Annotated in this window: 25 protein-coding genes; 11 read left to right on the forward strand and 14 right to left on the reverse strand. The window is 58.4% G+C overall.

Annotated elements, in window-relative coordinates:
• The coding region (locus AC1DIG_RS10770) for a hypothetical protein (RefSeq protein WP_477767302.1) at positions 1-248 on the forward strand (248 nt) is incomplete at its 5' end.
• On the opposite strand, the gene tyrS is transcribed toward AC1DIG_RS10770, so the two are convergent.
• The gene (gene tyrS, locus AC1DIG_RS10775) at positions 235-1434 is read right to left on the reverse strand and encodes a tyrosine--tRNA ligase (RefSeq protein WP_054594284.1); all 1200 of its coding nucleotides are present in this window, start codon (positions 1432-1434) and stop codon (positions 235-237) included. The genes AC1DIG_RS10770 and tyrS overlap by 14 nt on opposite strands.
• A 209-nt stretch (positions 1435-1643) precedes the next feature.
• On the opposite strand from tyrS, the gene AC1DIG_RS10780 reads away from it, so the two are divergent.
• A complete protein-coding gene (locus AC1DIG_RS10780; protein WP_477767303.1) occupies positions 1644-3062 on the forward strand; it encodes a peptidoglycan DD-metalloendopeptidase family protein in 1419 nt (472 codons plus the stop codon).
• Between the two features lie 3 nt (positions 3063-3065).
• Positions 3066-4157, forward strand: a complete 1092-nt coding sequence (locus AC1DIG_RS10785) for an anhydro-N-acetylmuramic acid kinase (RefSeq protein WP_477767304.1) — start codon at positions 3066-3068, stop codon at positions 4155-4157.
• A 67-nt stretch (positions 4158-4224) separates the two neighbouring features.
• Here AC1DIG_RS10785 and erpA read toward each other — a convergent pair whose 3' ends face one another.
• Positions 4225-4575: an iron-sulfur cluster insertion protein ErpA gene (gene erpA / locus AC1DIG_RS10790; protein WP_007906865.1), complete on the reverse strand. Its 351-nt coding sequence runs from the start codon at positions 4573-4575 to the stop codon at positions 4225-4227.
• 168 nt (positions 4576-4743) lie between these two features.
• Positions 4744-5778: an N-acetyl-gamma-glutamyl-phosphate reductase gene (gene argC / locus AC1DIG_RS10795; RefSeq protein WP_008008353.1), complete on the reverse strand. Its 1035-nt coding sequence runs from the start codon at positions 5776-5778 to the stop codon at positions 4744-4746.
• A 135-nt stretch (positions 5779-5913) separates the two neighbouring features.
• Here argC and hemJ point away from each other — a divergent pair, with 135 nt between their 5' ends.
• The 6 genes from hemJ (at position 5914) to coq7 (ending at position 10485) form a co-directional block, all read left to right on the forward strand.
• The gene (gene hemJ / locus AC1DIG_RS10800; RefSeq protein ID WP_477767305.1) at positions 5914-6345 is read left to right on the forward strand and encodes a protoporphyrinogen oxidase HemJ; all 432 of its coding nucleotides are present in this window, start codon (positions 5914-5916) and stop codon (positions 6343-6345) included.
• Between the two features lie 34 nt (positions 6346-6379).
• The gene (locus AC1DIG_RS10805; protein ID WP_019693894.1) at positions 6380-7348 is read left to right on the forward strand and encodes an NAD(P)H-dependent flavin oxidoreductase; all 969 of its coding nucleotides are present in this window, start codon (positions 6380-6382) and stop codon (positions 7346-7348) included.
• 81 nt (positions 7349-7429) lie between these two features.
• The gene (locus AC1DIG_RS10810; protein ID WP_477767306.1) at positions 7430-8350 is read left to right on the forward strand and encodes a DUF805 domain-containing protein; all 921 of its coding nucleotides are present in this window, start codon (positions 7430-7432) and stop codon (positions 8348-8350) included.
• Between the two features lie 62 nt (positions 8351-8412).
• Complete coding sequence (locus tag AC1DIG_RS10815) at positions 8413-9201, forward strand: SDR family NAD(P)-dependent oxidoreductase (protein ID WP_477767307.1); 789 nt, start codon at positions 8413-8415, stop codon at positions 9199-9201.
• Between the two features lie 87 nt (positions 9202-9288).
• The gene (locus AC1DIG_RS10820; protein WP_454187960.1) at positions 9289-9627 is read left to right on the forward strand and encodes a histidine triad nucleotide-binding protein; all 339 of its coding nucleotides are present in this window, start codon (positions 9289-9291) and stop codon (positions 9625-9627) included.
• 210 nt (positions 9628-9837) lie between these two features.
• Positions 9838-10485: a 2-polyprenyl-3-methyl-6-methoxy-1,4-benzoquinone monooxygenase gene (gene coq7 / locus AC1DIG_RS10825; RefSeq protein ID WP_019693897.1), complete on the forward strand. Its 648-nt coding sequence runs from the start codon at positions 9838-9840 to the stop codon at positions 10483-10485.
• A 197-nt stretch (positions 10486-10682) separates the two neighbouring features.
• Here the strand turns inward: coq7 and speD are convergent, their stop codons facing one another.
• Together speD and AC1DIG_RS10835 are read right to left on the reverse strand one after the other, a co-directional pair.
• Positions 10683-11477 carry an adenosylmethionine decarboxylase gene (gene speD / locus AC1DIG_RS10830; RefSeq protein WP_054594292.1) on the reverse strand — a complete coding sequence of 265 codons (795 nt, stop codon included), beginning with the start codon at positions 11475-11477 and terminating at the stop codon, positions 10683-10685.
• A gap of 238 nt (positions 11478-11715) precedes the next feature.
• Positions 11716-12138, reverse strand: coding sequence for an OsmC family protein (locus AC1DIG_RS10835; protein ID WP_017138086.1), 423 nt, complete (start codon positions 12136-12138; stop codon positions 11716-11718).
• Between the two features lie 237 nt (positions 12139-12375).
• Here AC1DIG_RS10835 and crp point away from each other — a divergent pair, with 237 nt between their 5' ends.
• Entirely contained in the window at positions 12376-13020 is a 645-nt protein-coding gene (gene crp / locus AC1DIG_RS10840) for a cAMP-activated global transcriptional regulator CRP (protein WP_054594293.1), read from the forward strand.
• On the opposite strand, the gene AC1DIG_RS10845 is transcribed toward crp, so the two are convergent.
• From AC1DIG_RS10845 to AC1DIG_RS10860, 4 genes are all read right to left on the reverse strand, one after another.
• Complete coding sequence (locus tag AC1DIG_RS10845) at positions 13017-13718, reverse strand: lipoate--protein ligase family protein (RefSeq protein WP_477767308.1); 702 nt, start codon at positions 13716-13718, stop codon at positions 13017-13019. The genes crp and AC1DIG_RS10845 overlap by 4 nt on opposite strands.
• Before the next feature lie 67 nt (positions 13719-13785).
• Positions 13786-14622: an indole-3-glycerol phosphate synthase TrpC gene (gene trpC / locus AC1DIG_RS10850; RefSeq protein WP_427544811.1), complete on the reverse strand. Its 837-nt coding sequence runs from the start codon at positions 14620-14622 to the stop codon at positions 13786-13788.
• Positions 14619-15668: an anthranilate phosphoribosyltransferase gene (gene trpD, locus AC1DIG_RS10855; RefSeq protein WP_477767309.1), complete on the reverse strand. Its 1050-nt coding sequence runs from the start codon at positions 15666-15668 to the stop codon at positions 14619-14621. The genes trpC and trpD overlap by 4 nt, the downstream gene beginning before the upstream one ends.
• Before the next feature lie 9 nt (positions 15669-15677).
• A complete protein-coding gene (locus AC1DIG_RS10860) occupies positions 15678-16271 on the reverse strand; it encodes an aminodeoxychorismate/anthranilate synthase component II (protein ID WP_103319668.1) in 594 nt (197 codons plus the stop codon).
• 399 nt (positions 16272-16670) lie between these two features.
• Between AC1DIG_RS10860 and estP the strand changes: the two genes are divergently transcribed.
• Positions 16671-18581, forward strand: a complete 1911-nt coding sequence (gene estP, locus AC1DIG_RS10865; RefSeq protein WP_477767310.1) for an esterase EstP — start codon at positions 16671-16673, stop codon at positions 18579-18581.
• 182 nt (positions 18582-18763) lie between these two features.
• On the opposite strand, the gene trpE is transcribed toward estP, so the two are convergent.
• The 5 genes from trpE to AC1DIG_RS10890 form a co-directional block, all read right to left on the reverse strand.
• Positions 18764-20245, reverse strand: a complete 1482-nt coding sequence (trpE, locus tag AC1DIG_RS10870) for an anthranilate synthase component I (RefSeq protein ID WP_477767311.1) — start codon at positions 20243-20245, stop codon at positions 18764-18766.
• Between the two features lie 70 nt (positions 20246-20315).
• Positions 20316-21134, reverse strand: a complete 819-nt coding sequence (locus tag AC1DIG_RS10875; protein WP_477767312.1) for a phosphoglycolate phosphatase — start codon at positions 21132-21134, stop codon at positions 20316-20318.
• On the reverse strand, positions 21131-21805 hold the full coding sequence (gene rpe / locus AC1DIG_RS10880) for a ribulose-phosphate 3-epimerase (protein WP_019693907.1): 675 nt from the start codon (positions 21803-21805) through the stop codon (positions 21131-21133). The genes AC1DIG_RS10875 and rpe overlap by 4 nt, the downstream gene beginning before the upstream one ends.
• Positions 21806-21897: 92 nt before the next feature.
• On the reverse strand, positions 21898-23046 hold the full coding sequence (locus AC1DIG_RS10885; protein WP_477767313.1) for an iron-containing alcohol dehydrogenase: 1149 nt from the start codon (positions 23044-23046) through the stop codon (positions 21898-21900).
• A gap of 203 nt (positions 23047-23249) precedes the next feature.
• On the reverse strand, positions 23250-24074 hold the full coding sequence (locus AC1DIG_RS10890; RefSeq protein ID WP_477767314.1) for an ABC transporter permease: 825 nt from the start codon (positions 24072-24074) through the stop codon (positions 23250-23252).
• Positions 24075-24084: the final 10 nt, after the last annotated feature.

A 24084-nucleotide genomic window follows, 5' to 3' on the forward strand; every position in this document is an offset into this window, starting at 1 on the left:
TACTCGCTGCTGTCAACACCTCTTTTTCTCCGCTTTCGACCGAGATGATCGAACCGTCAATAAGGCGAAAACACACTGCCTTACCAACTCCTTCAGGCTTCGATGAACTGAAGCGTAACCGCTGTCGAAAACTGCGTAACTCTTTGTTTACCAAGGAGTTTTCCGTTTCGACTGTGCCGGAAGTGGGGCGAATTATAGACAGATATAATTCGCCGTCAACCCCTATTTTCAACCTTACTCGGATTTAAGAGTAATACGCGCAAATGCCTTCTTTCCGGCCTGGCAAACATGGGTCGCGCCCAGCGCATATATAAAGGTGCGATCAACCACTTCGCCATCTATACGCACACCGCCCGAACCAAGCAGATCACGCGCGACCGCCGAGTTCTTCACCAGCCCTGCTTTATTAAGCACAGCTGCTATCGGCATATCCTCAGTCGCAGTCAGCTCGATCTCTGGCAAGTCATCCGGCAACTCGCCTTCCTTCATACGGTTACCCGCACCACGGTGAGCGTTCGCCGCCGCCTCTTCACCATGGAAGCGCGCAACAATCTCTTCAGCCAGCTTGATCTTGATATCCCGCGGATTGGCGCCAGCCTCAACATCTGCACGCAACGCATCGATCTCTTCCATGGACCGGAAGCTGAGCAACTCGAAGTAACGCCACATCAGCACGTCCGGAATCGAAACCAGCTTGCCGTACATGACACCTGGCGCTTCCTGGATACCGACGTAGTTGCCCAACGATTTGGACATCTTCTTCACGCCATCCAGCCCTTCGAGCAATGGCATAGTCAGAATGCATTGAGCCTCCTGACCATAACTGCGCTGCAGCTCACGCCCCATCAGCAGGTTGAACTTCTGATCGGTACCGCCCAGCTCGACGTCCGCACGCAACGCGACCGAGTCATACCCCTGAACCAGCGGGTACAGGAACTCGTGGATAGCGATTGGTTGATTGGTCGAATAGCGCTTGTCGAAGTCATCGCGCTCAAGCATGCGCGCCACAGTGTATTGAGAGGTCAGGCGAATGAAATCCGCAGGCCCCATCTGATCCATCCAGGTGGAGTTGAAAGCCACCTCGGTTTTCGCCGGATCAAGAATCTTGAACACTTGAGTCTTATAGGTCTCGGCGTTTTCGAGAACCTGCTCACGCGTCAACGGAGGACGGGTAGCACTCTTGCCACTCGGATCACCGATCATCCCGGTGAAGTCACCTATAAGGAAGATCACCTGATGACCCAGATCCTGGAACTGGCGCAACTTATTAATAAGCACCGTGTGACCCAGGTGCAAATCCGGCGCAGTCGGATCGAAGCCAGCCTTAATACGCAGCGGCTGGCCGCGCTTGAGCTTCTCGATCAGCTCGGACTCGACCAACAGTTCTTCCGCACCACGTTTGATCAGCGCTAGCTGCTCTTCAACCGACTTCATAACAGACCCGCAAGGCTCAGATTCAAAGGGAACCAACCATACAAGATCGCGCACCAAATACAAGTTTTGCCCGGCGCACGGACGCCAATCCGCGAACAGAGCATTCGCGACTTGCTTAAGAGATGATTTGGTTATATTTTATACAGTTATTTCATCTTCATCATGTCATTCATCTTTTCCAATTCATCTTTTCCAAAGTCAAATTACCTATGACCACAGAACCGTCTAAAGCGCCGCCGCTTTATCCGAAGACCCACCTGCTCGCGGCAAGTGGCATTGCCGCCCTTCTCAGCCTGGCGCTCCTGGTATTTCCTTCCAGTGACGTTGAAGCCAAAAAGACAACCCTGAGTCTTGAACTGGAACGCCCCGCAGAACAACTGACACAAGATCAAGACGCTGCTGACGTCGTTCAAGCCACAAACGAGCCAGTCGAATCGCCATTCGCCCAGATCGAAACCACTACCGACGATACCAAGGAGTCAGCTAAAGCAGCCCCGGCACCGGTCGTTGAAGAGAAGAAAGCTCCAGGCCACCGGGAAGTGATCGTTGCCAAAGGCGACACCCTCTCCACACTGTTCGAGAAAGTCGGGCTTCCAGCCGCCTCGGTGCACGATGTATTGGCCAGCGACAAGCAAGCCAAGCAGTTCACCCAGCTTAAACACGGCCAGAAACTCGAGTTCGAACTGGGCCGCGACGGCCAGTTGACCAATTTGCACAGCAAGCTCAACGACGTTGAAAGCATCAGCCTGAGCAAAAACGCCAAGGGCTATACCTTTAACCGCATTACAACCAAGCCAACCGTGCGCTCCGCCTATGTCCACGGCGTGATCAACAGCTCGCTTTCGCAATCCGCAGCGCGGGCCGGCCTGTCCCACAGCCTTACCATGGACATGGCCAGCGTGTTTGGTTATGACGTCGACTTCGCCCAGGATATTCGCCAGGGTGACGAGTTCGATGTGATCTACGAGCAGAAAGTCGTCAACGGCAAGGCTGTCAGCAATGGCCCCATCCTTTCTGCCCGCTTCACCAACCGCGGCAAGACGTACACCGCCGTGCGCTACACCAACAAGCAAGGCAACAGCAGCTACTACACGGCCGAAGGCAACAGCATGCGCAAGGCGTTCATCCGTACGCCGGTGGACTTCGCCCGTATTAGCTCGCGTTTCTCCATGGGCCGCAAGCATCCAATTCTGAACAAAATTCGCGCGCACAAAGGCGTCGACTACGCAGCGCCTCGCGGCACTCCAATCAAGGCTGCCGGCGATGGTAAAGTGCTGCTGGCCGGTCGCCGCGGCGGTTACGGCAACACCGTTATCATTCAGCACGGCAACACCTACCGCACGCTGTACGGTCACATGCAGGGCTTTGCCAAAGGCATCAAGACTGGCGGCAACGTCAAGCAGGGCCAGGTGATTGGTTATATCGGCACTACTGGCCTCTCGACCGGCCCGCACTTGCACTACGAGTTCCAGGTCAACGGCGTTCACGTCGATCCGCTGGGTCAGAAACTGCCAATGGCCGACCCGATCGCCAAGTCCGAGCGCGCGCGCTTCCTGCAACAAAGCCAGCCGCTGATGGCGCGCATGGAACAAGAGAAAGCCACCCTGCTGGCTTCGAGCAAGCGCTAAGCCATGGCGCTCTATATAGGTGTGATGTCCGGGACCAGTCTTGATGGCCTGGACATTGCGCTGATCGAGCAAGCACCGGCGATCAAACTGATCGCCACGCACTACATTCCCATGCCCGAACTCCTGCGCGCCGAGCTGCTTGGCTTGTGCGCCAGCGGCCCCGACGAGATAGCCCGCAGCGCCATTGCCCAGCAAAACTGGGTAAAACTGGCCGCCCAGGGCATCAACACCCTGCTTGCAGATCAACACCTGAAACCTGACGACATCCGAGCGATTGGCAGCCACGGCCAGACCATTCGCCATGAGCCCGCGCGCGGCTTCACCGTGCAGATCGGCAACCCCGCCCTGCTGACCGAACTGACCTCGATCACCGTCGTCAGTGACTTTCGTAGCCGCGACGTGGCTGCAGGCGGGCAAGGCGCACCGCTGGTTCCAGCCTTCCATGAAGCCTTGTTTGAACAGCGCAGCGGCAACCGTGCTGTCTTGAATGTTGGCGGCTTCAGCAATCTCAGCCTGATCGAGACCGGCAAACCCGTCTCGGGCTTTGACTGCGGCCCAGGCAATGTCCTGCTGGACGCCTGGATTCACCAGCAACGCGGCGAGACCTTCGACCGTGACGGCAAGTGGGCTGCAAGCGGCAGCATAGAGCCTGTATTGCTGAAAGCACTGCTCGGCGACTCGTTCTTCCTGACCAAAGGCCCCAAAAGCACCGGCCGCGAAGTGTTCAACCTGCAATGGCTGACACATCACCTGGCGCGCCTGCCCGCATTTGCCGCACAAGACGTGCAAGCCACGCTGCTTGAGCTGACGGCGCTGACCATCGTCGAATCGCTACAAGCCGCACAAGCCGATACGCAAGAGCTACTGGTCTGTGGTGGAGGCGCCCATAACGCGACACTGATGACCCGCCTCGCCGACCTGCTACCAAACGCCAAGGTCAGCAGCACCGCGACTTACGGCGTAGACCCGGACTGGGTCGAAGCCATGGCCTTCGCCTGGTTGGCCCATTGCTGCCTCGAAAATATCCCGGCCAATCGCCCAAGCGTCACCGGCGCTCGCGGATTACGCGTCCTCGGCGCCATCTACCCTGCCTGAACACCAGACAGCAAAACGCCGCAAAGCCGTGAGGCCATGCGGCGTTTGGTGATGCTGTGAGGTGCGATCAGATCGAAAACGAAGAGCCGCAACCACAGGTCGTGGTGGCATTCGGGTTCTTGATCACGAAACGCGAACCTTCCAGACCTTCCTGATAATCCACCTCGGCACCTGCCAGGTACTGGAAGCTCATCGGATCAACGACCAGACTCACACCTTCGCGTTCGACGATGGTGTCGTCATCGGCCACTTCTTCATCGAACGTGAAGCCGTACTGAAACCCTGAACAACCGCCGCCCGTAACGAATACGCGCAGCTTCAAGCGATCATTACCCTCTTCATCGACCAGGCTCTTCACCTTGTGCGCGGCACCGTGGGTGAATTGCAAAGCCGTGGGGGTGAAGGATTCGACGCTCATGCTGACTATCTCCCGGTGTTACACCGCCATAATGCGTGATGACGCGCATTATCCGCTTCTCCCAGAAAATCGGTCAACTATTGTTACGGTATATCAATCAACACAATTGTCAGCCCGGAATACAAAAAGGCCCGTTAAACGGGCCTTTTTGCTGAACGGGATAAAGCCTTAGGGCAGCATGCCCGCATGGGACAGGCCCAAGCGCTCGTCCAGACCAAACAGGATGTTCAGGTTCTGCACCGCCTGACCCGACGCGCCTTTGACCAAATTGTCGATCACCGACAGCACCACCACGAGATCGCCGTCCTGTGGACGATGAACCGCAATACGGCAAACGTTGGCCCCCCGCACGCTGCGGGTTTCCGGATGGCTGCCAGCCGGCATGACATCGACGAACGGTTCGTTGGCATAGCGTTTTTCAAACAACGCCTGCAAGTCCACAGAGCGATCGACCACGGTTGCATAGAGTGTGGAGTGAATGCCACGAATCATTGGCGTCAGGTGCGGCACGAAAGTCAGGCCGACGTCCTTGCCTGCTGCGCGACGCAGCCCCTGGCGAATCTCAGGCAGGTGACGATGCCCTTTAACGGCATAGGCTTTCATGCTCTCGGAGGTTTCGGAATACAGCGAACCGACGCTTGCACCACGACCAGCGCCGCTGACACCCGACTTGCAGTCAGCGATCAGGCGCGAAGTATCGGCAAGACCTGCTTCAAGCAACGGCAGGAAGCCCAGTTGCGTGGCGGTTGGGTAGCAACCCGGTACCGCGATCAGGCGCGCTTGTTTGATCTGCTCGCGATTGACTTCCGGCAAGCCGTAGACCGCTTCTTCCAGCAACTCTGGCGCACCGTGCGGCTGACCATACCACTTGGCCCATTCGTCCGCGTCCTGCAGACGGAAGTCTGCCGACAGGTCGATGACCTTGGTCCCGGCTGCCAGCAATTCACCGGCCAGTGCATGCGCTACACCATGCGGAGTGGCGAAGAACACCACATCGCAGGCACCAAGGGTTTTGATGTCCGGAACGCTGAACGCCAGGCCGTCGTAGTGGCCTCGCAGGTTCGGGTACATGTCGGCAACAGCCAGGCCTGCCTCGGATCGGGAAGTGATCACTACCACTTCAGCTTGCGGATGTTGCGCCAACAGACGCAGCAATTCGACACCCGTGTAACCCGTGCCGCCGACGATACCGACCTTGACCATAAACCTGCCCTCAACGAACCCACTGGAAAGCCGTCGATAATAGGGCGCACACCGCCCTGCGACAACCGTCAAGGTGACGTACGGAGGGTCAAGCCTCTACTATTCGGGCTACCGTGAACCTGGGAATAACCAAAAATGCTTTATCTGTGGCTCAAAGCGCTTCATATCATCAGCATGGTCTGCTGGTTTGCCGGCCTGTTTTACCTGCCGCGCCTGTTCGTCTACCACGCGCAAAGTGAAGACAGCATCAGCAAGGAACGCTTCAGCATCATGGAGCGCAAACTGTACCGCGGGATCATGGGCCCGGCGATGATCGCCACACTGGCCTTCGGGATCTGGCTGATCAGCCTCAACCCCAGCGCCTACTTCGGACAAGGTGCCTGGATGCACGCCAAGCTGACCCTGGTGGTGATCCTGATCGGCTATCACCACATGTGCGGCGCGCAGGTAAAACGTTTTGCCCGTGGCGAAAACACCCGCAGCCATGTCTTTTATCGCTGGTTCAATGAAGTGCCAGTTCTGATATTGCTGGCTATTGTAATTCTGGTCGTCGTACGGCCGTTCTGATCTTAATTAGTCGCCACTTATCGGGGTACTTCCAATGTCGCTGCCCGCCTTGCTCGAACAACGCTTGCGTCTGCCCGTCGTGGCGGCGCCGATGTTCCTGATTTCCAATCCACAACTGGTGCTCGCCTGCTGCCGCAATGGTGTAGTCGGCAGCTTTCCAGCGCTGAACCAGCGCGAAAGCAGCGGCTTCAAAGCCTGGCTGGAAGAAATCGAAGCGGGTCTGGCGCTATTGGAGAATCCCGCACCGTATGCAGTGAACCTGATCGTTCACAACAGCAATCCGCGCCTGCAAGCGGACCTGGCAATCTGCATCGAGCACAAGGTCCCGATCGTGATCACCAGCCTTGGCGCCGTTAAAGAGCTGGTCGATGCGGTGCACAGCTATGGCGGCCTGGTATTCCACGACGTGACGACCCGACGCCATGCGGAAAAAGCTGCCGAGGCCGGCGTCGATGGCTTGATTGCCGTGGCGGCAGGCGCCGGTGGCCATGCCGGGACCTGGAGCCCGTTTTCGCTGATTGCCGAGATTCGTCAGTTCTTCGACAAAACCCTGCTGCTGGCCGGCTGCCTGAACCACGGCCACGAGATTCTCGCTGCGCAACTGCTGGGGGCGGATCTGGCTTACTTCGGTACACGCTTTATCGGCACCACCGAAAGCCATGCCCCTGAAGCCTATAAAGAGATGCTGCTGAGCTCCAGGGCTGCCGACATCGTCCATACTCCAGCAGTGTCTGGCGTTCCGGCAAGTTTCATGCGCCAAAGCCTGATAAACGCCGGCTTTGACGTAGACGCGCTGCAAGGCAAGGGTGAAGTCAACTTCGGCGCCAAGCTCAAACCCTTGAGCGATGAAGCCAAAGCCTGGAAAACCGTTTGGTCTGCTGGCCAGGGCGTCGGTGAAATTGACGACCTGCCAAGCGTCGATCAACTGGTTGCAAGGCTGGACGCCGAATACCGCAAGGCTCAGGAGTTTGCAGCTCAACTGCCCAAACGCTGGCCGCGCTAACGCACAAGGTTTGGCCAGCCGATTCTGGCTGGCTTAAACTGCCGAGTACAAACCCTGGACTCGCGACAAGGATGCCCTGGCATGAGCGAAAACCGTTTCAAGATCGTCTTCGACGGAGCCCTGCTTCCGGGCGTCGACATCACCACCGCGAAACTCAATCTCGCCCAGCTGTTCAAAAGCGACGTCTCGGCCATTGAGCGACTGTTCAGCGGAAAGCCTGTCGCGCTTAAGAAGGACCTGTCCCACACAGACGCACAAACCTATCTGAATGCCCTGTCGAAAACCGGCATCGATGCACGCATCGAAGCCGAACCATCGATCGAGCTGAATCTGAGCGACGTTCACGATTCATCGACTGCCGCTTACACGGCATCCACGCTCGGTGACAACGAGTCGCCCTATAGCCCTCCTCGCGCGCCCGTTGGTGAAGCGCTGCCAGAATTTTCGGAACTCAAGGTGTTTAGCGTGCAGGGCCGAATCGGGCGTCTGCGTTATCTCGCGTGGTCATTGGTGGCGCTGCTGATCATGGGGGCTATCGCTGGCGTTTTTGGACTCAGCCTGTTGAGCGGCAATCAAATTGTGCTGAGCACAATTGTTTGTGTCGTTGCGTTCGTGGCGTACCTCTACATAAACATCACCATCAGCGTGCAACGCCTGCACGATCTTGGTTGGTCCGGCTGGCTGTGGTTTCTGAACCTGGTGCCCTTTATCGGCAGCCTGTTTCCATTTGCACTCGCGGTGCTGCCAGGAAACGTCGGGGCGAATCGCTATGGCGCGCCGCAGCCGCCCAACAGCACGGCCGTCAAAGTTCTGTGCGGGCTGTGGCTGGTGGTGATCGCAGTGTTTTTTGTCGGCGCATTTGCCGGTGGACTCAGCACCCTGACCGAAGAATACGAAAGCACCTCGGCCAGCAGTTATGGAAGCAGTGAGCCGGCCGATGCGGTTGAGGCAGACGATGCGGCGAAATCAGCCCAGCCCCCTGTAGACTATGAGAAAGAATAAACGCGCTCGATTCCTGTGACATCTCTGTCCACAGGCCGCGAGCCGTTGCGATGGAGAATTGCATGACCCGTTACGCTCTGATCACTGGCGCCTCCAGCGGTATCGGCCTGGCCATGGCCGAAGCGCTGGCGCGACGCGGCCGCAGCCTGATTCTGGTGGCCCGTCAACGTGATCAGCTGGAAAGTATTGCCATCGAACTGACCCAGCGCTTCGGCGTCGAAGTGCTGTTCCGCGCCTGTGACCTGGGTGAGCCGCTGCGCTTGTCCGGATTTCTGCTGGAACTCGAAGAGGGTGACCGACAGATCGACCTGCTGGTCAATTGCGCCGGCATCGGTACCTGCGGCCCGTTTCTGGCTCAGGACTGGATGACCGAACAAGACTTGATCGAAGTGAATATCCTGGCCCTGACCCGCCTGTGCCACGCCATTGGCAACAGCATGGCCTTGCAGGGCGGTGGGCAGATTCTGAACGTCGCCTCGATGGCCGCCTTCTACCCTGGCCCCTGGATGAGCACCTACTACGCCAGCAAGGCGTATGTACTGCATTTCTCCGAAGGCTTGCGGGTCGAGCTGAAAAAGTGCGCGGTCAAGGTCTCGGTCCTTTGCCCCGGTCCGACACGCACGGCGTTTTTCCGCACCGCGCAACTGGACACCGACAAACTGGCCAACAGCAAAATGCTGATGAGCCCCGAGGAAGTGGCCCTCTACACAGTGCGTGCGCTGGAGAAGAACCGCGCAATCATCATTCCCGGACGCCGCAATCGCTGGTTCGCGCTGTTGCCGCGCTTCGGCTCGCGCTGGCTGACCCGAGCCGTCGTGGGCATGGTCAACAAGGCGCACTGTCCGCGCTGAGCATCACAAAAAGTAAAGGTAACAGGCTGGGCTCGGGCATCTCCCGTGAGTACACTCAGCCCGGACTAACACAATGGAGAAACAGCTGTGGATACTCTGTTCACCAAAATCATCAACAGAGAAATACCTGCCAGAATCATTTACGAGGATGACCAGGTCCTGGCCTTCCACGATATCGCCCCACAGGCACCCGTACATTTCCTGGTAGTTCCGAAAAAACCGGTGCGCACGCTCAACGACCTCACCGAGGACGACAAGGCACTGGCCGGGCACATTCTGTTCACTGCCCAACGCCTGGCGTTGGAGTTGGGCTGCGAAGAAGGCTTTCGCGTGGTCATGAACTGCAATGAACTGGGTGGCCAGACCGTCTACCACATTCATATGCACGTGCTGGGTCAGCGCCAGATGCACTGGCCGCCGGGCTGATTGCAATAACCCTGTGGGAGCGAGCCTGCTCGCGATGACGGTAGTACATTTAGCATCAATGTTGACTGACCCGCCGCTATCGCGAGCAGGCTCGCTCCCACAAAGAACATGACTGCGCAGAACAAACCCACTACGCCGCAATGACCCAGCGCAAACCTAACCCGGCCGATTGCGGTAAACTGGCCGCCGAGATTCTTCCCGGAGGTCAGCATGACTACCCAACGTCACTACTCGCCGATTGACCGTCTTCTGTTGCAAGCCGACACCGCGATGCGCACGTTGCTGCCCTTTAGTGGCCAGCCTTGTCGCCCGTCGCCGGCCATCGTGCAGCCAGAGGCGAAAATGAGCGACGAAGACACCCGGCACGTCGCCGGTCTGATGCGCATCAACCATACAGGTGAAGTCTGTGCCCAGGCGCTGTACCAGGGCCAGGCCCTGACTGCCAAGCTGCCGCGAGTGCGTGAGGCAATGGAACACGCAGCCGAAGAAGAAATCGATCATCTGGTCTGGTGCGAACAGCGCATCCGCCAACTGGGCAGCCACACCAGCATCCTCAATCCATTGTTCTACGGTATGTCGTTCGGTATCGGCGCCGTCGCCGGACTGATCAGCGACAAAGTCAGCCTTGGTTTCGTCGCGGCGACTGAAGATCAGGTGTGCAAACACTTGAACGAACACCTGGAGCAACTGCCGGTCGAGGACGAGAAGTCCCGGGCCATTCTTGAGCAGATGCGCATCGATGAAGAGCAACACGCCGAAAGCGCTCTGGACGCTGGAGGTTTCCGCTTCCCGGCGCCGGTGAAATTCGGCATGAGCCTGATGGCCAAGGTCATGACCAAAAGTACCTACCGGATCTGACGGTGCGTCGTTCGACAGGGCCTCATCGCGAGCAAGTCGAATCGTCGCACCGTCGCTCCCACAATGGGTCTATGTTTGCAGGACTAATGTGGGAGCGAGCTTGCTCGCGAAAGACATACCACGGTCTAACAGAAAGACAACCGCAATAAAAAAGGCGACCGCCCCCGGGCAGTCGCCTTTTTTGTACTCGAAAAATCTTAGCTCGACATGTTGCGTGCGTAGAAAATCTCGAGCATTTCGTGTTTTACGCGCTCAGTCACCTGAGCACGTTGCTCAGAGGACAAGTTGCTGGTGGCGTCGCCGAACAGGTAATTATCCAGCTCGAAGTTCTTCAGCAGCATTTTGGTGTGGAACAGGTTTTCCTGGTACACGTTCACGTCGGTCATCTGATACGCGTCGCGAGTGTCTTCGGAGAGGTAGTTCTGAATCGAGTTGATCTCGTGATCAATGAAGTGCTTCTTGCCTTCGATGTCACGGGTGAAACCGCGCACGCGATAATCCACGGTCACGATATCCGAATCGAACTGGTGAATCAGGAAGTTGAGCGCCTTAAGCGGTGAAATGACCCCACAAGTCGACACATCAATATCCACACGGAACGTTGCGATACCGTCCACCGGATGGATTTCCGGGTAGGTGTGCACCGTGATGTGGCTCTTGTCGAGGTGGGCCAGGATGATTTCGGGCAACGGGCCCGGTGACTCTTCAATCTGACTGTCGGTCGGGGTCACCGGCTCTTCAGAGATCAGAATCGTGACGCTGGCGCCCTGGGGTTCATAGTCCTGACTGGCGATGTTCAGGATATTGGCACCAATGATATCGACAACTTCTGTGAGGATCTGCGTCAGGCGCTTGGCGTTGTACTCTTTATTGATGTACTCAACGTAAGCCTGCTGGTCTTGCGGAGTTTCCGCATAGCAGATGTCATAGATGTTGAAGCTCAAGGTCTTTGTCAGGTTATTGAACCCATGGAGCTTGAGTTTGCTTTTCACCGTTTAAAAACTCTCTATGTATGCGGCCCGGCCGCGTGATCAAGCATGCCCGTCAGATGCGAACGACGCACCAGCGTAGGACGGTTAACACCTCTTCGCGATGGCGATTTTGGTTGTCTGTTCGGGTGTGTGATCTGTCGATTGACCGATCACGGCCCTGAAAAAAGTGGCGCATTATGCAGACCTGGGCCAATGATCGCCAGAGTCTGCACTGCATTTATGATAGTTGAATGTCGAATCAACCGAGTTCGATGATTTCGTAGTCGTGAGTGATGGCGACACCGGCCGCACCGAGCATGATCGACGCCGAGCAATACTTCTCGGCCGACAACTCGATAGCGCGTTTGACCTGGGCTTCTTTCAGCGCCCGGCCCTTGACCACGAAGTGCATGTGAATCTTGGTGAAGACCTTGGGATCTTCAGTCGCACGCTCGGCTTCGAGGAAGGCTTCGCAGCTCTCCACGGCCTGGCGGGACTTCTTCAGGATGCTGACCACGTCGAAATTGCTGCAACCACCCACACCGAGCAGGAGCATTTCCATCGGACGGACACCCAGGTTCCGACCGCCGGCATCAGGCGGACCGTCCATGACCACCACGTGACCGCTACCGGACTCACCGAGGAACATGGCTTCGCCAGCCCATTGGATGCGTGCCTTCATCGCCAAGACTCCACTGTTAAAAAAGGGTCGCCAGCTTAGCACAGGGCCTTCGGTTGACAGCGACTGGCATCAGCACAAGCAACACACTTACAGTATTGATAAATTATCGAATAACGACGGAATGTGTCTGTTAAGCTGGCGCCAATTTCATGGCACTTAGCCTGCTGTTTTTTCGGCCGTCATCAGCGATACATAAAAAAACCACAACACACCGTGCAGTCTTTTCGGGATACAACCATGGTTGCTATTACCCCAACACCCAAAATCAAGAACCTCGACAAGTTGTTGATGCATTGCCAGCGCCGTCGCTATCAGGCCAAGAGCAATATCATTTGCGCTGGCGATCGTTCGGATACGCTGTTTTTCATCATCAAGGGTTCGGTCACCATTCTCATCGAGGACGACGATGGCCGGGAAATGATCATCGCCTACCTCAATGCCGGAGACTTCTTCGGCGAGCTGGGCCTGTTCGAACAAGCCGGGCAGGAACAGGAACGCAGCGCCTGGGTTCGCGCCAAGGTCGAATGTGAAGTGGCCGAGATCAGCTACTGCAAGTTCCGCGAGCTGTCCCAGCAAGACCCGGACATTCTTTACGTACTCAGTGGCCAGATTGCCCAGCGTTTGCGCAATACCACACGCAAGGTCGGCGACCTGGCGTTCTTCGACGTCACCGGCCGGGTTGCGCGCTGCTTGCTGGAGCTGTGCAAACAGCCCGACGCCATGACGCACCCGGACGGCATGCAGATCAAGGTTACCCGCCAGGAAATCGGCCGGATCGTCGGTTGCTCGCGGGAAATGGTCGGGCGCGTGCTCAAGGACCTGGAAGAACGCAACCTGGTCAACGTCAAAGGCAAGACCATGGTGGTATTCGGTACCCGCTAAGCCGACATCACCTCGGAGAGCATTTCCCGATACAGGGTGTCCAGCCGCGCGATGGCATCCGGGGCGGCAAATCGTTCATGCAGGGCGATATGACTCTGCGCGCGAACCCGCTGCTCCAGACTGCAAGCCTCATTAAAACGGTTCACCGCCTCAACCATTGACTCGCGCTCGTCGTCCAGCAACAGCGCACCATGCACCAAACCCACCGGGCGCTGACCACCCTTGCTCTGGCGCCAGCGCTGAGCGGTGCCGACCATTTTGCGGCCATCGAGATTGACGTTGAAACGCCCATCACAGAAAGCGCCCTCGACTTCACCCAATGAAGGCTTGCCGCCGAGTTCCGTCAGCAGCGTACAAATAGGGTCGCACAGACGCCGATAAGCGGTTTCGATCCGACCGTGGTCCCCTTCACTGCGCGGCGGTGCGTACACCAGCGCGATATTGATCGTCGCCGCCGATTGCGGCACCGGCTCACCACCGGTTTCACGCAACAGAACCGGCCAACCATTTGCCGCCGACGCCTGGCAAGCGGCCTCGAACCCCGGCAGACGGCTCAAGCGCCGAGGCATGACCAGCGCGCGATCGCTCGGCTGCCAGAACAACAAACCAAACTCCTGGTCGCCGGCACAGACCGTCGCCAACAAATCCTGCTCGGCACGCAGACCGGCTTCGACGGTCAAGGCAATAGGGTGAGTCATGGCAGTGCGAATCCTTTGCGGTGGATACAAAAAAGCCGGCAACGCCGGCTTCTTCATTGAATCAGGTTCAGTCGAGTGTAGAACCGCTGACCGCCACGCCACGCTCTGGAAAGAACAAGCGTTGCAGTTCAGTGCCCGGGTTCTCGGCGCGCATGAATGCTTCACCGACCAGGAACGAATACACCTCGCTGATTTCCATCAGCTCGACATCGGCGCGATTGAGGATGCCACTTTCAGTAATGACCAGGCGATCACGCGGGATGCGCGGCAGCAGGTCGAGCGTGGTTTCCAGGCTGACATCAAAGGTGTGCAGATTGCGATTGTTCACGCCGACCAGCGGAGTATCGAGAACCTTCAAGGCCCGCTCCAGCTCATCACCGTCATGGACTTCGACCAGCACGTCGAGGCCAACGCCTTTAGCGACGGCTGCCAGTTCGGCCATTTTCACATCATCCAGCGCGGAAACGATCAACAGCACGCAATCAGCGCCCAGCGCACGGGCTTCGACGATCTGATAAGGATCGATCATGAAGTCCTTGCGGATCACCGGCAGCTTGCACGCCGCACGTGCCTGCTGCAAATAAATGTCGGCGCCCTGGAAGAAGTCGACATCGGTCAGCACCGAGAGGCACGTTGCCCCGCCCTTCTCGTAGTCCCTGGCGATTTCGGCCGGCACGAAGTTCTCGCGAATCACGCCCTTGCTCGGCGAAGCCTTCTTGATTTCAGCAATCACCGCCGGGTGTTTGAGCTTGGCCTGGGCAATCAGCGCCTTGGCAAAACCACGCGGAGCATCGGCCACCCTGGCCAGTGCTTCCAGCTCGGCAAGCGTTACGCGAGCGCTGCGCTCAGCCACTTCCTCGACTTTGCGGGCGAGAATTTTCTCCAGAACCGTCGGTACACTCATGCCTCATTCTCCACTCTGAATACCGCGGTAAACGCACCCAATTCTTCAAGCTTTTCACGCGCAAGGCCGGTATGCAGCGCGTCATGAGCCAGGGCAACGCCCTCTTTCAGGCTGACCGCATGATCAGCGGCGTACAACGCAGCACCAGCATTGAGCACAATCATTTCTGCAGCTTTCTGACCGTTCTCGGTTTTGCGCCGCCCCAAGGCATCGCGAATCAGTTCGAGCGAAGCCGCCGGGCTTTCCACCGCCAGGCCGTGCAGGCTCTGGCTCTTCATGCCGAGGTCTTCAGGTTCGATCCAATACTCACTGATCTGGTCATTCTTCAATTCCGCGACAAAGGTCGGCGCTGCCAGACTGAACTCGTCCAGGCCATCCTTCGAATGCACCACCAGCACATGTTTGCTGCCCATGCGCTGCAGGACTTCGGCTAACGGTCGGCACAACGCCTGACTGAACACGCCCACGACCTGATGCTTCACGCCGGCCGGATTCGTAAGCGGGCCGAGCATGTTGAACAGCGTGCGCAAGCCGAGATCGCGGCGCGGGCCAGCAGCGTGTTTCATCGCACCATGGTGCGATTGGGCGAACATGAAGCCGATGCCGACATTGTCGATGCAACGCGCCACTTGAACCGGCGTCAGGTTCAGGTAGATCCCGGCCGCCTCCAGCAAGTCGGCGCTGCCGCTTTTACCCGATACCGCACGGTTACCGTGCTTGGCCACGGTGCAACCTGCCGCCGCCACCACAAACGAGGAAGCCGTAGAAACGTTGAAGATGTTCGCACCATCACCGCCGGTGCCGACTACATCGACAACACCGTCGAGGGTTTTCAGCTCGACCTTGTCTGCCAGCTCACGCATGACCGAAACGGCGCCGACGATCTCGTCGATGCTCTCGCTTTTCATGCGCATGGCCATCATGAACGCGCCAATCTGCGCGTCTGTGCATTGCCCGGTCATGATTTCGCGCATCACATCGCGCATTTCATCAGTGCTCAGGTCCAGATGGCCGACGATACGGCTCAGGGCAGTCTTGATATCCATGGAAAGTCCTTAGCGCGTGCCGCCGGTTTGTTTGAGGAAGTTGGCGAACAGCTCGTGCCCCTGCTCGGTCAGGATCGACTCAGGATGGAATTGCACCCCTTCGATGTTCAATGTCTTGTGACGCAGGCCCATGATTTCATCGATCGAGCCGTCTTCGAGCTGAGTCCAGGCGGTCAATTCCAGGCAATCGGGCAAGGTTTCACGCTTCACAATCAGTGAGTGATAGCGGGTGACGGTCAGCGGACGGTTAAGACCCTCGAACACGCCCTTGTCCTCGTGGAATACCGGGCTAGTCTTACCATGCATAACCTGGCGGGCGCGCACCACATCACCACCGAACGCCTGGCCGATGGATTGATGACCCAGGCAAACGCCGAGAATCGGCAGCTTGCCGGCGAAATACTTGATGGCTTCGATGGACACGCCGGCTTCGGTCGGGGTGCATGGACCGGGGGACACGACGATGCGCTCAGGCTTGAGTGCTTCGATTTCGGCGATGGTCAGCTCATCGTTGCGCACAACCTTGACCTCGGAGCCTAGCTCACCAAGGTACTGCACAACGTTGTAGGTAAAAGAGTCGTAGTTATCGATCATCAGCAACATGGTTTGAAACCTCTTGAATTCACTGACTTTTGAGACGGCCTTCAAATGATTTACCCGCAGTCTTGCAACGCTCGGTCAGTTGCTGGGATGGAACCGGCAAAAGCGGCATTTCATACGGGTAAAGAAGGCAAACAGGTACAGGTCCGGCCGGGCCGGCAGAGAAAGTTCAGGCGCGCCAACGCCAACGGGCGTGGGCCTTGATGACTTGATCCAAGAGTTTGCTGACGATCAACACGGGGAAGGTCTCATTCATACGTTCCCGCACAGTAACTTAGCTGAGCAGAGGGTGCAATATGGCGCAGAGCAAGCAATCGATGCGGCCTTTAGCCATAGCTAAAACGCGAAAGTTTTTGGTACTGTCGTTCCGTTCACTACAACAATAAATAAATGGACTTGCTCATGATCAAACAGACGATGTTTGTACCGCTCGCCAGTTGTGTTCTTGCAATGGCCTGCGCCCAGGCCATTGCAGCCCCCGCCCCCTATACGAAATTCATTGTCTTTGGCGACAGCCTGAACGACGCCGGGCAGTTTACCGATACCGGCGGTCCCGCAGGTGCAACCGAGCGGTTCACCAACCGCGTCGGACCGACCTACAAGGATGGCAACGGCGAGGTTCGCGCCGCCAACTCGACGCAGTTGCTGGGGGGGAAACTGGGGTTTTCACCTGACCAGACGGCCGCTTCGACCTCGGCAGTCCGTGCCAGTGAAGGCTTGCCAGATGGCAACAACTGGGCCACGGGGGGCTTCCGTACCGATCAGATCCTCGACTCGATCACCACCACCTCGGACACCGGTGAGCGCAGTCGGCCCGGTTATCTGCCGAGCAACGGCTTTCGTGCCGATCCGAACGCGCTCTACTACCTCTCCGGTGGCGGCAACGACTTCCTTCAGGGCCGGGTAACCAGCCTGGATCAGGCCAGCGCTGCGGCCGATCGCCTGGTCAGCAGCGTGCAAACACTGCAACAGGCCGGCGCCAGGTACATCATGGTCTGGCTATTACCTGATATCGGGCTAACCCCGGCGATCAACGGCAGTCCGCTACAGGACTTTACTTCCCAACTCAGCGCCCAGTTCAACACCGAACTGGTCAGCCAGTTGCAGCACGTCGATGCCGAAGTCATCCCGCTCAATATTCCGGTGCTGCTCAAAGAGACGTTCGCCAACCCGGCGCAATTTGGCTTGGCCACCGACCAGAACCTCACCGCAACCTGCTTCAGCGGTGACGGCTGTACCGAAAACGCCAAATACGGGATCAACAGCGCTACGCCAGACCCAACCAAGCTGATCTACAACGACTCGGTACACCCGACCGAAGCCGGGCAACGCCTGATCGCCGATTACGCGTATTCCATACTGGCAGCCCCTTGGGAACTGACGCTGTTACCGGAAATGGCCCACGCCACCCTGCGCGCGCATCAGGATGAACTGCGCAACCAATGGCAATCCGACTGGGAGAACTGGCAAAACGTCGGTCAGTGGCGTGCGATTGTCGCCGGTGGTGGTCAACACCTGAATTTTGACGATCAACGCAGTGCAGCCAGTGCCGATGGCAACGGCTACAACCTGAACATCGGCGGTAGCTACCGTCTCGACGAAGCCTGGCGTGTTGGCGTGGCTGCCGGTTTCTATCGTCAGAAGCTGGAAGCGGGCAACGACAACTCGCAGTACAAACTCAACACGTACATGGGCACAGCGTTCGCCCAGTATCAGCAAAACCGCTGGTGGGCTGACGCGGCAATGACGGCCGGGCATCTGGACTACGACAATCTCAAACGCAAGTTCGACCTGGGCGTCAACGAACGCGGGGAGAAAGGCGATACCAACGGCACTGTGTTGGCTGTCACCGCTCGCCTGGGTTACGACATCGCACAGCAGGCAAGCAGCCCGTGGCACTTGTCGCCATTCATCAGCGCCGACTACGCCAAGGTGCAAGTCGATGGTTACTCGGAGAACGGCAACGACTCCACGGCACTGACCTTCGGTGACCAGAAGCGCACCTCGAAGCGCCTCGGCGTCGGTTTGCAGGGCAAGTACCAAATCACCCCGCAGACTCAGGTGTTCGGCGAGTTCGCCCACGAACGCGAATATAAGGACGACACCCAGGACCTGACCATGAGCCTCAACAGCCTGCCCGACAACCACTTCACCCTACAGGGCTACACCCCGCAAACCAACCTTAACCGCCTGAACCTGGGCGTCAGCCAGAAACTGACCTCAGACCTGGCGCTACGAGCCAGCTACAACATTCGCAAGGATGACGACTTCACCCAACAAGGCATCAACGTGGGTGTCAGCCTGGACTTCTAAACCGCAGGCAATAAAAAACGCGGCGCCCTCACAGGCGCCGCGTTTTTTTTGGTGGTGAATTCCTTGTGGGAGCGAGCCGGCTCCGGGCGGCGTTCCGACGAAAGCGGTGGGTCAGGCAACATCAATGCTGCCTGTGATGCCCCCTTCGCGAGCAAGCTCGCTCCCACAGGTTTTGCGTGACCTCAGGCGTCCGGGGTTTGCTCGGCCAGGGCCACGGCGCGGAACATCGCGCGGCGCTTGTTCAGGGTTTCTTCCCATTCGAGCGCAGGCACCGAATCAGCCACGATACCGCCACCGGCCTGCACATGCAGTTCGCCGTTCTTGATCACTGCGGTGCGAATGGCAATCGCAGTATCCATGTTGCCGTTCCAGGCGAAGTAACCGACCGCACCACCGTAGACGCCACGCTTGACCGGTTCCAGCTCGTCGATGATTTCCATGGCACGAATCTTCGGCGCGCCCGACAACGTACCCGCCGGCAGAATCGCCCGCAGTGCGTCCATCGCGGTCAGGCCGGCTTTCAGCTGGCCGGTGACGTTGGAGACGATGTGCATCACGTTGGAATAACGCTCGATGACCATTTTCTCGGTGAGTTTTACCGAACCGATTTCCGACACGCGACCGGTGTCATTGCGGCCAAGGTCGATCAGCATCAGGTGCTCGGCGATTTCCTTGTCGTCCGACAGCAAGTCTTCTTCAAGCGCCCGGTCGGCTTCCTCGTTGGCACCGCGTGGACGGGTGCCGGCGATCGGGCGCACGGTGATCAGGTTGTCTTCGACCCGCACCAGCACTTCCGGCGAGCTGCCAACGACATGGAAGTCGCCAAAGTTGAAGAAGTACATATAAGGCGTCGGGTTGAAGCAGCGCAACGCCCGGTACAGATCGATCGGTGCGGCCTTGAAGTCGATGGACATCCGTTGCGACGGCACCACCTGCATGCAGTCACCGGCAAGGATGTATTCCTTGATGGTGTCCACCGCCCGCTCGTAATCGTCCTGGGTAAAACTGGAACGGAACACCGGATCAGCCGCTTGCTGCTTGCTGAAGTCCAGGCCGCGGCGTGGGGTGATCGGCTGACGGAGTTTTTCCAGCAACTCTTCCAGACGCGCCTGACCTTGCTCGAAGGCGTTGTCCTGCGACGGGTCGGCCAGCACGATGGCGTGCATCTTGCCGGCCAGGTTGTCGAACACCACCACCGCATCGGAGACCATCAGCAAAATGTCCGGCACGCCCAGCGGATCCGGGTTCGGGCACTTGCCCAGACGCTTCTCCACATAACGCACGCAGTCATAACCGAAGTAGCCCACCAGCCCACCGTTGAAGCGAGGCAGTCCGGCAATGGTCGGCACGTTGTAGCGCGCCTTGAAGGCTTCGACGAAGGCCAACGGATCTTCAACCTCGTGGCTTTCTACCTCGGCGCCATCGACGGTCACGCTGACGTGGTGATCATGCACCCGCAGCACCGTGCGGCACGGCAGTCCGATGATCGAGTAACGGCCCCATTTCTCGCCGCCCTGCACCGACTCCAGCAAATAGGAGTTGGGCTCGTCGGCCAGTTTCAGGTAGATCGACAACGGCGTGTCGAAGTCGGCAAGGGTTTCGCAGGCAAGCGGGATGCGGTTGTAGCCGGCAGCGGCCAAACGCAGGAATTCTTCGCGGATCATGAGGTGCCTCGTGGCGTGAGGGTCTAACAGTCAGGTGTGCAAACGCGCCGGATAGCCGGCCAGGATCGAGTCAGGCGCGCCAACGCCAGCGGGCCAGGGCCTTGATGACTTTCATCCAGAGTTTGCGAGTGACCACCACGATGGAGTTTCCAGGAGGGGATTGAACAGCGTCGGGCAACGTTATCTCAGCGGCCGGATCCAGGCAACCGGGAATTAGCTTGCGCAGATCGTCGATCACCAACGTCGGCGACTCTTCGGCAATCGGCCGGCCATGGTTATAGCCATAACTCAGCGCTACGCACTTTACGCCGGCCGCCTTGGCCGCCAGCACGTCAGTGCGCGAGTCACCGATGAACAACGATTGCGAGGCCGGTATGTTGGCCATCTTCATCACGAAAAACAGCGCTGCCGGATCAGGTTTCTTCTGCGGCAGGGTGTCGCCGCCGATGATCCAGCGGAAGTAGCGGCCGATTTTCATCTGATCCAGCAACGGTGCGACGAAGCGCTCCGGCTTGTTGGTGATCAGCGCCATTTCGACGCCCTGCTTGTGCAACCACTTCAGGGTATCGCGTACGCCAGGGTAGACCACCGTCAGCTCATGGCCGTCCGCGTAGGCTTCCATGAAGATCTCCAGTGCGTGCTCGGCCTCGACATCATCGACACTCGCGTGATCGATACTGCCCGCCAGTGCACGACGGACCAGCACCGGCGCACCGTTGCCCACCCATTCGCGCACCGCGTCGAGACCGGCCGGGGCACGCCCGAGTTTGAGCAGCATGTTATCCACAGCCACTGCGAGGTCCGGCACCGAATCGATCAACGTGCCATCCAGATCGAACATCACCAGCCGCGGCAGATGCCCCGGGAACAACTGCTCAAAACCACTCATGGGCGAGCCAGCGCCAGTTCGGAGCGCATCTTTTCAATCACTTCCTGGTAGTTCGGCGCGTTGAAGATGGCCGAACCGGCGACGAAGGTGTCAGCGCCAGCGGCGGCGATTTCGCGGATGTTGTTCACGTTCACGCCACCGTCGATTTCCAGACGAATGTCACGGCCCGACGCATCTATCAGCGCGCGCGCTTCACGCAGCTTGTCGAGGGTGCCAGGAATGAACTTCTGCCCGCCGAAGCCCGGGTTGACGCTCATCAGCAGGATCATGTCGACCTTGTCCATCACGTACTTGAGCACGTCCAGCGGGGTCGCCGGGTTGAACACCAGGCCCGCCTTGCAACCGCCTTCGCGGATCATTTGCAGGGAGCGGTCGACATGCAGGGTGGCTTCCGGGTGGAAGGTGATGTAGGTCGCGCCGGCGTCGATGAAGTCGCCAATGATGCGGTCTACCGGGCTGACCATCAGGTGCGCGTCGATCGGCGCGGTGATGCCGTATTTGCGCAATGCCGAGCAAACCATCGGCCCGATGGTCAGGTTTGGCACGTAGTGGTTGTCCATGACATCGAAGTGAACGATGTCGGCGCCAGCGGCCAGAACGTTGTCTACTTCCTCGCCCAGACGGGCGAAATCAGCGGAGAGAATCGACGGAGCAATAGCGAAGGGCTGCATGACGCACCTTTTTTGAGCAGAATCACAATGGCGCGCATTGTATACCTCATGCTTTGACGCGCGCACCGTGACCGCGATGATTGGGTCTGGCCCTAGTAGGCCGCTCGATAGATCTTCTCAATATCGGCGGTGCTCAATTTACGCGGGTTGTTGCGCATCAATCGCTCTATTCCCGCGGCCTCCACAGCCATCGCCGGGATTGCATCCTCCGGTATGCCAAGGCTGTGCAGGCCTTGAGGGATTTCCACTGCGGCACAGAGTCGCGCCATGGCCTCGACCGCTTTATCCGCCGCCTCTTCAGCGCTCAACTGCGCCGTTCTCACGCCAAGCGCCTCGGCGATATCCTGCATGCGTTCGATGCACGCCATTTTGTTCCAGGCCATGACATACGGAAGCAGCAAGGCGTTGCTGACACCGTGCGTCACGTTGAAACGTCCGCCCAGCGGATACGCCAAGGCATGCACCGCGCCGACCCCGGCGTTACCGAACGCCATGCCGGCCATCAGGCTGGCGGTGGCCATGTCTTCACGGGCCTGCAGGTTCGAAGGATTGGTGTAGGCCTTGGGCAATGCCTTGATGATCAGCTTGATGGCGCCGATGGCCAGTGCGTCGGTGATCGGCGAGGCGTTGAGCGACAGGTAGGATTCGACAGCGTGCACCAGCGCATCGACGCCACTGGAGGCCGTCACGCTGCGCGGGCACGTCAGGGTCATTTGCGGACTGACCAGCGCCACATCCGGCAGCAGATAATCGCTGATGATGCCTTTTTTCAGCTGCGCGACCTTGTCGGAAAGAATTGCCACGTTGGTGACTTCCGAACCGGTGCCGGCGGTGGTCGGAATTGCAATCAGCGGCGGGCCTTTGCGCGGTACCTGATCGATACCGAACAAGTCTTCGAGCGCCCCGTGGTAACCGGCATAGGCTGCAACACTTTTGGCGATGTCGATGGCGCTGCCGCCACCAAGACCAATCAGGCCGTCATGCCCGCCGTCGCGGTAGACACGCATGCAGTCTTCAACGATGGCGATTTCCGGGTCGGGCAACACCCGATCGAAAATCTCGTACGTCCGTCCCCCCAGTTGCGCCAGCGCCAGCTCCACCGTGCCGGACTTGATCAGCGCGGCATCGGTGACGATCAGTGGGTTGTCGACATCCAGACGGGTCAGCTCATCGGCCAACTGCTCGATAGCGCCTGCACCGGTGAGCAATTTGTGAGCGATTTTGAAAGAGGAAATACTCATGTGCGCAGCCTCTTATAAATAGGGGAGCTGGGCACAATAGTAGCTGGGGATTGGGGTTTGTCTGTTATTCAGCTGGCGAATGACAAAAGATCCAATGTGGGAGCGAGCTTGCTCGCGATGAGGGACTGACATTCACCATTGATGTCGACTGGCAGTCCGCTATCGCGAGCAAGCTCGCTCCCACATTTTGACCGCGTGTGCTGTTACACCTGTGCGGTACGCAGTTTCTCGCTACGGCCACGCAGCCATTCCAGGGTCAGCAGCAGGAACACCGAGAAGGCGATCAGCAGCGTTGCGGCGGCGGCGATGGTCGGGCTGAGGTTTTCGCGGATACCGCTGAACATCTGCCGTGGCAATGTCGCCTGTTGAGGGCCGGCAAGGAACAACGTGACCACCACCTCATCGAACGACGTCGCGAAGGCGAATAGCGCCCCGGAAATCACCCCCGGTGCGATCAACGGCAAGGTCACGCGGCGGAACGCCGTCAGTGGCGAAGCCCCCAGGCTGGCGGCCGCACGCACCAGGTTCTGGTTAAAACCTTGCAACGTCGCCGACACGGTAATGATCACGAACGGTACGCCCAGCACCGCATGCACGACGATCAGCGAGACAAAGCTGTTGCCAAACCCCAGCGGAGCGAAAGCCAGGTAACTGGCCACCCCGATGATCACCACCGGCACCACCATCGGCGAGATCACCAGCGCCATCACCAGCGCCTTCCCGGGAAAGTCGCCACGGGTCAGGCCAATCGCCGCCAGCGTGCCGAAGACCATCGCCAGCACCGTCGCCGCCGGGGCGACGATCATGCTGTTCTTCAGCGAACGCATCCATTCGGCCGAGGCGAAGAAGTCCTGGTACCAGTGCAACGAGAACCCTTGCAGTGGGTAGACCAGAAAACTCCCCGAGTTGAACGACAGCGGGATGATCACCAGCACCGGCAGAATCAGGAACAACAAGATCAGCCCGCAGAGAATGCGCAAGCTGTAGAACCACACCCGCTCGATGGGCGACATATAAGGACTCAGCATTTCGATTCTC

The organism is Pseudomonas sp. 05N431, from assembly GCF_056397005.1.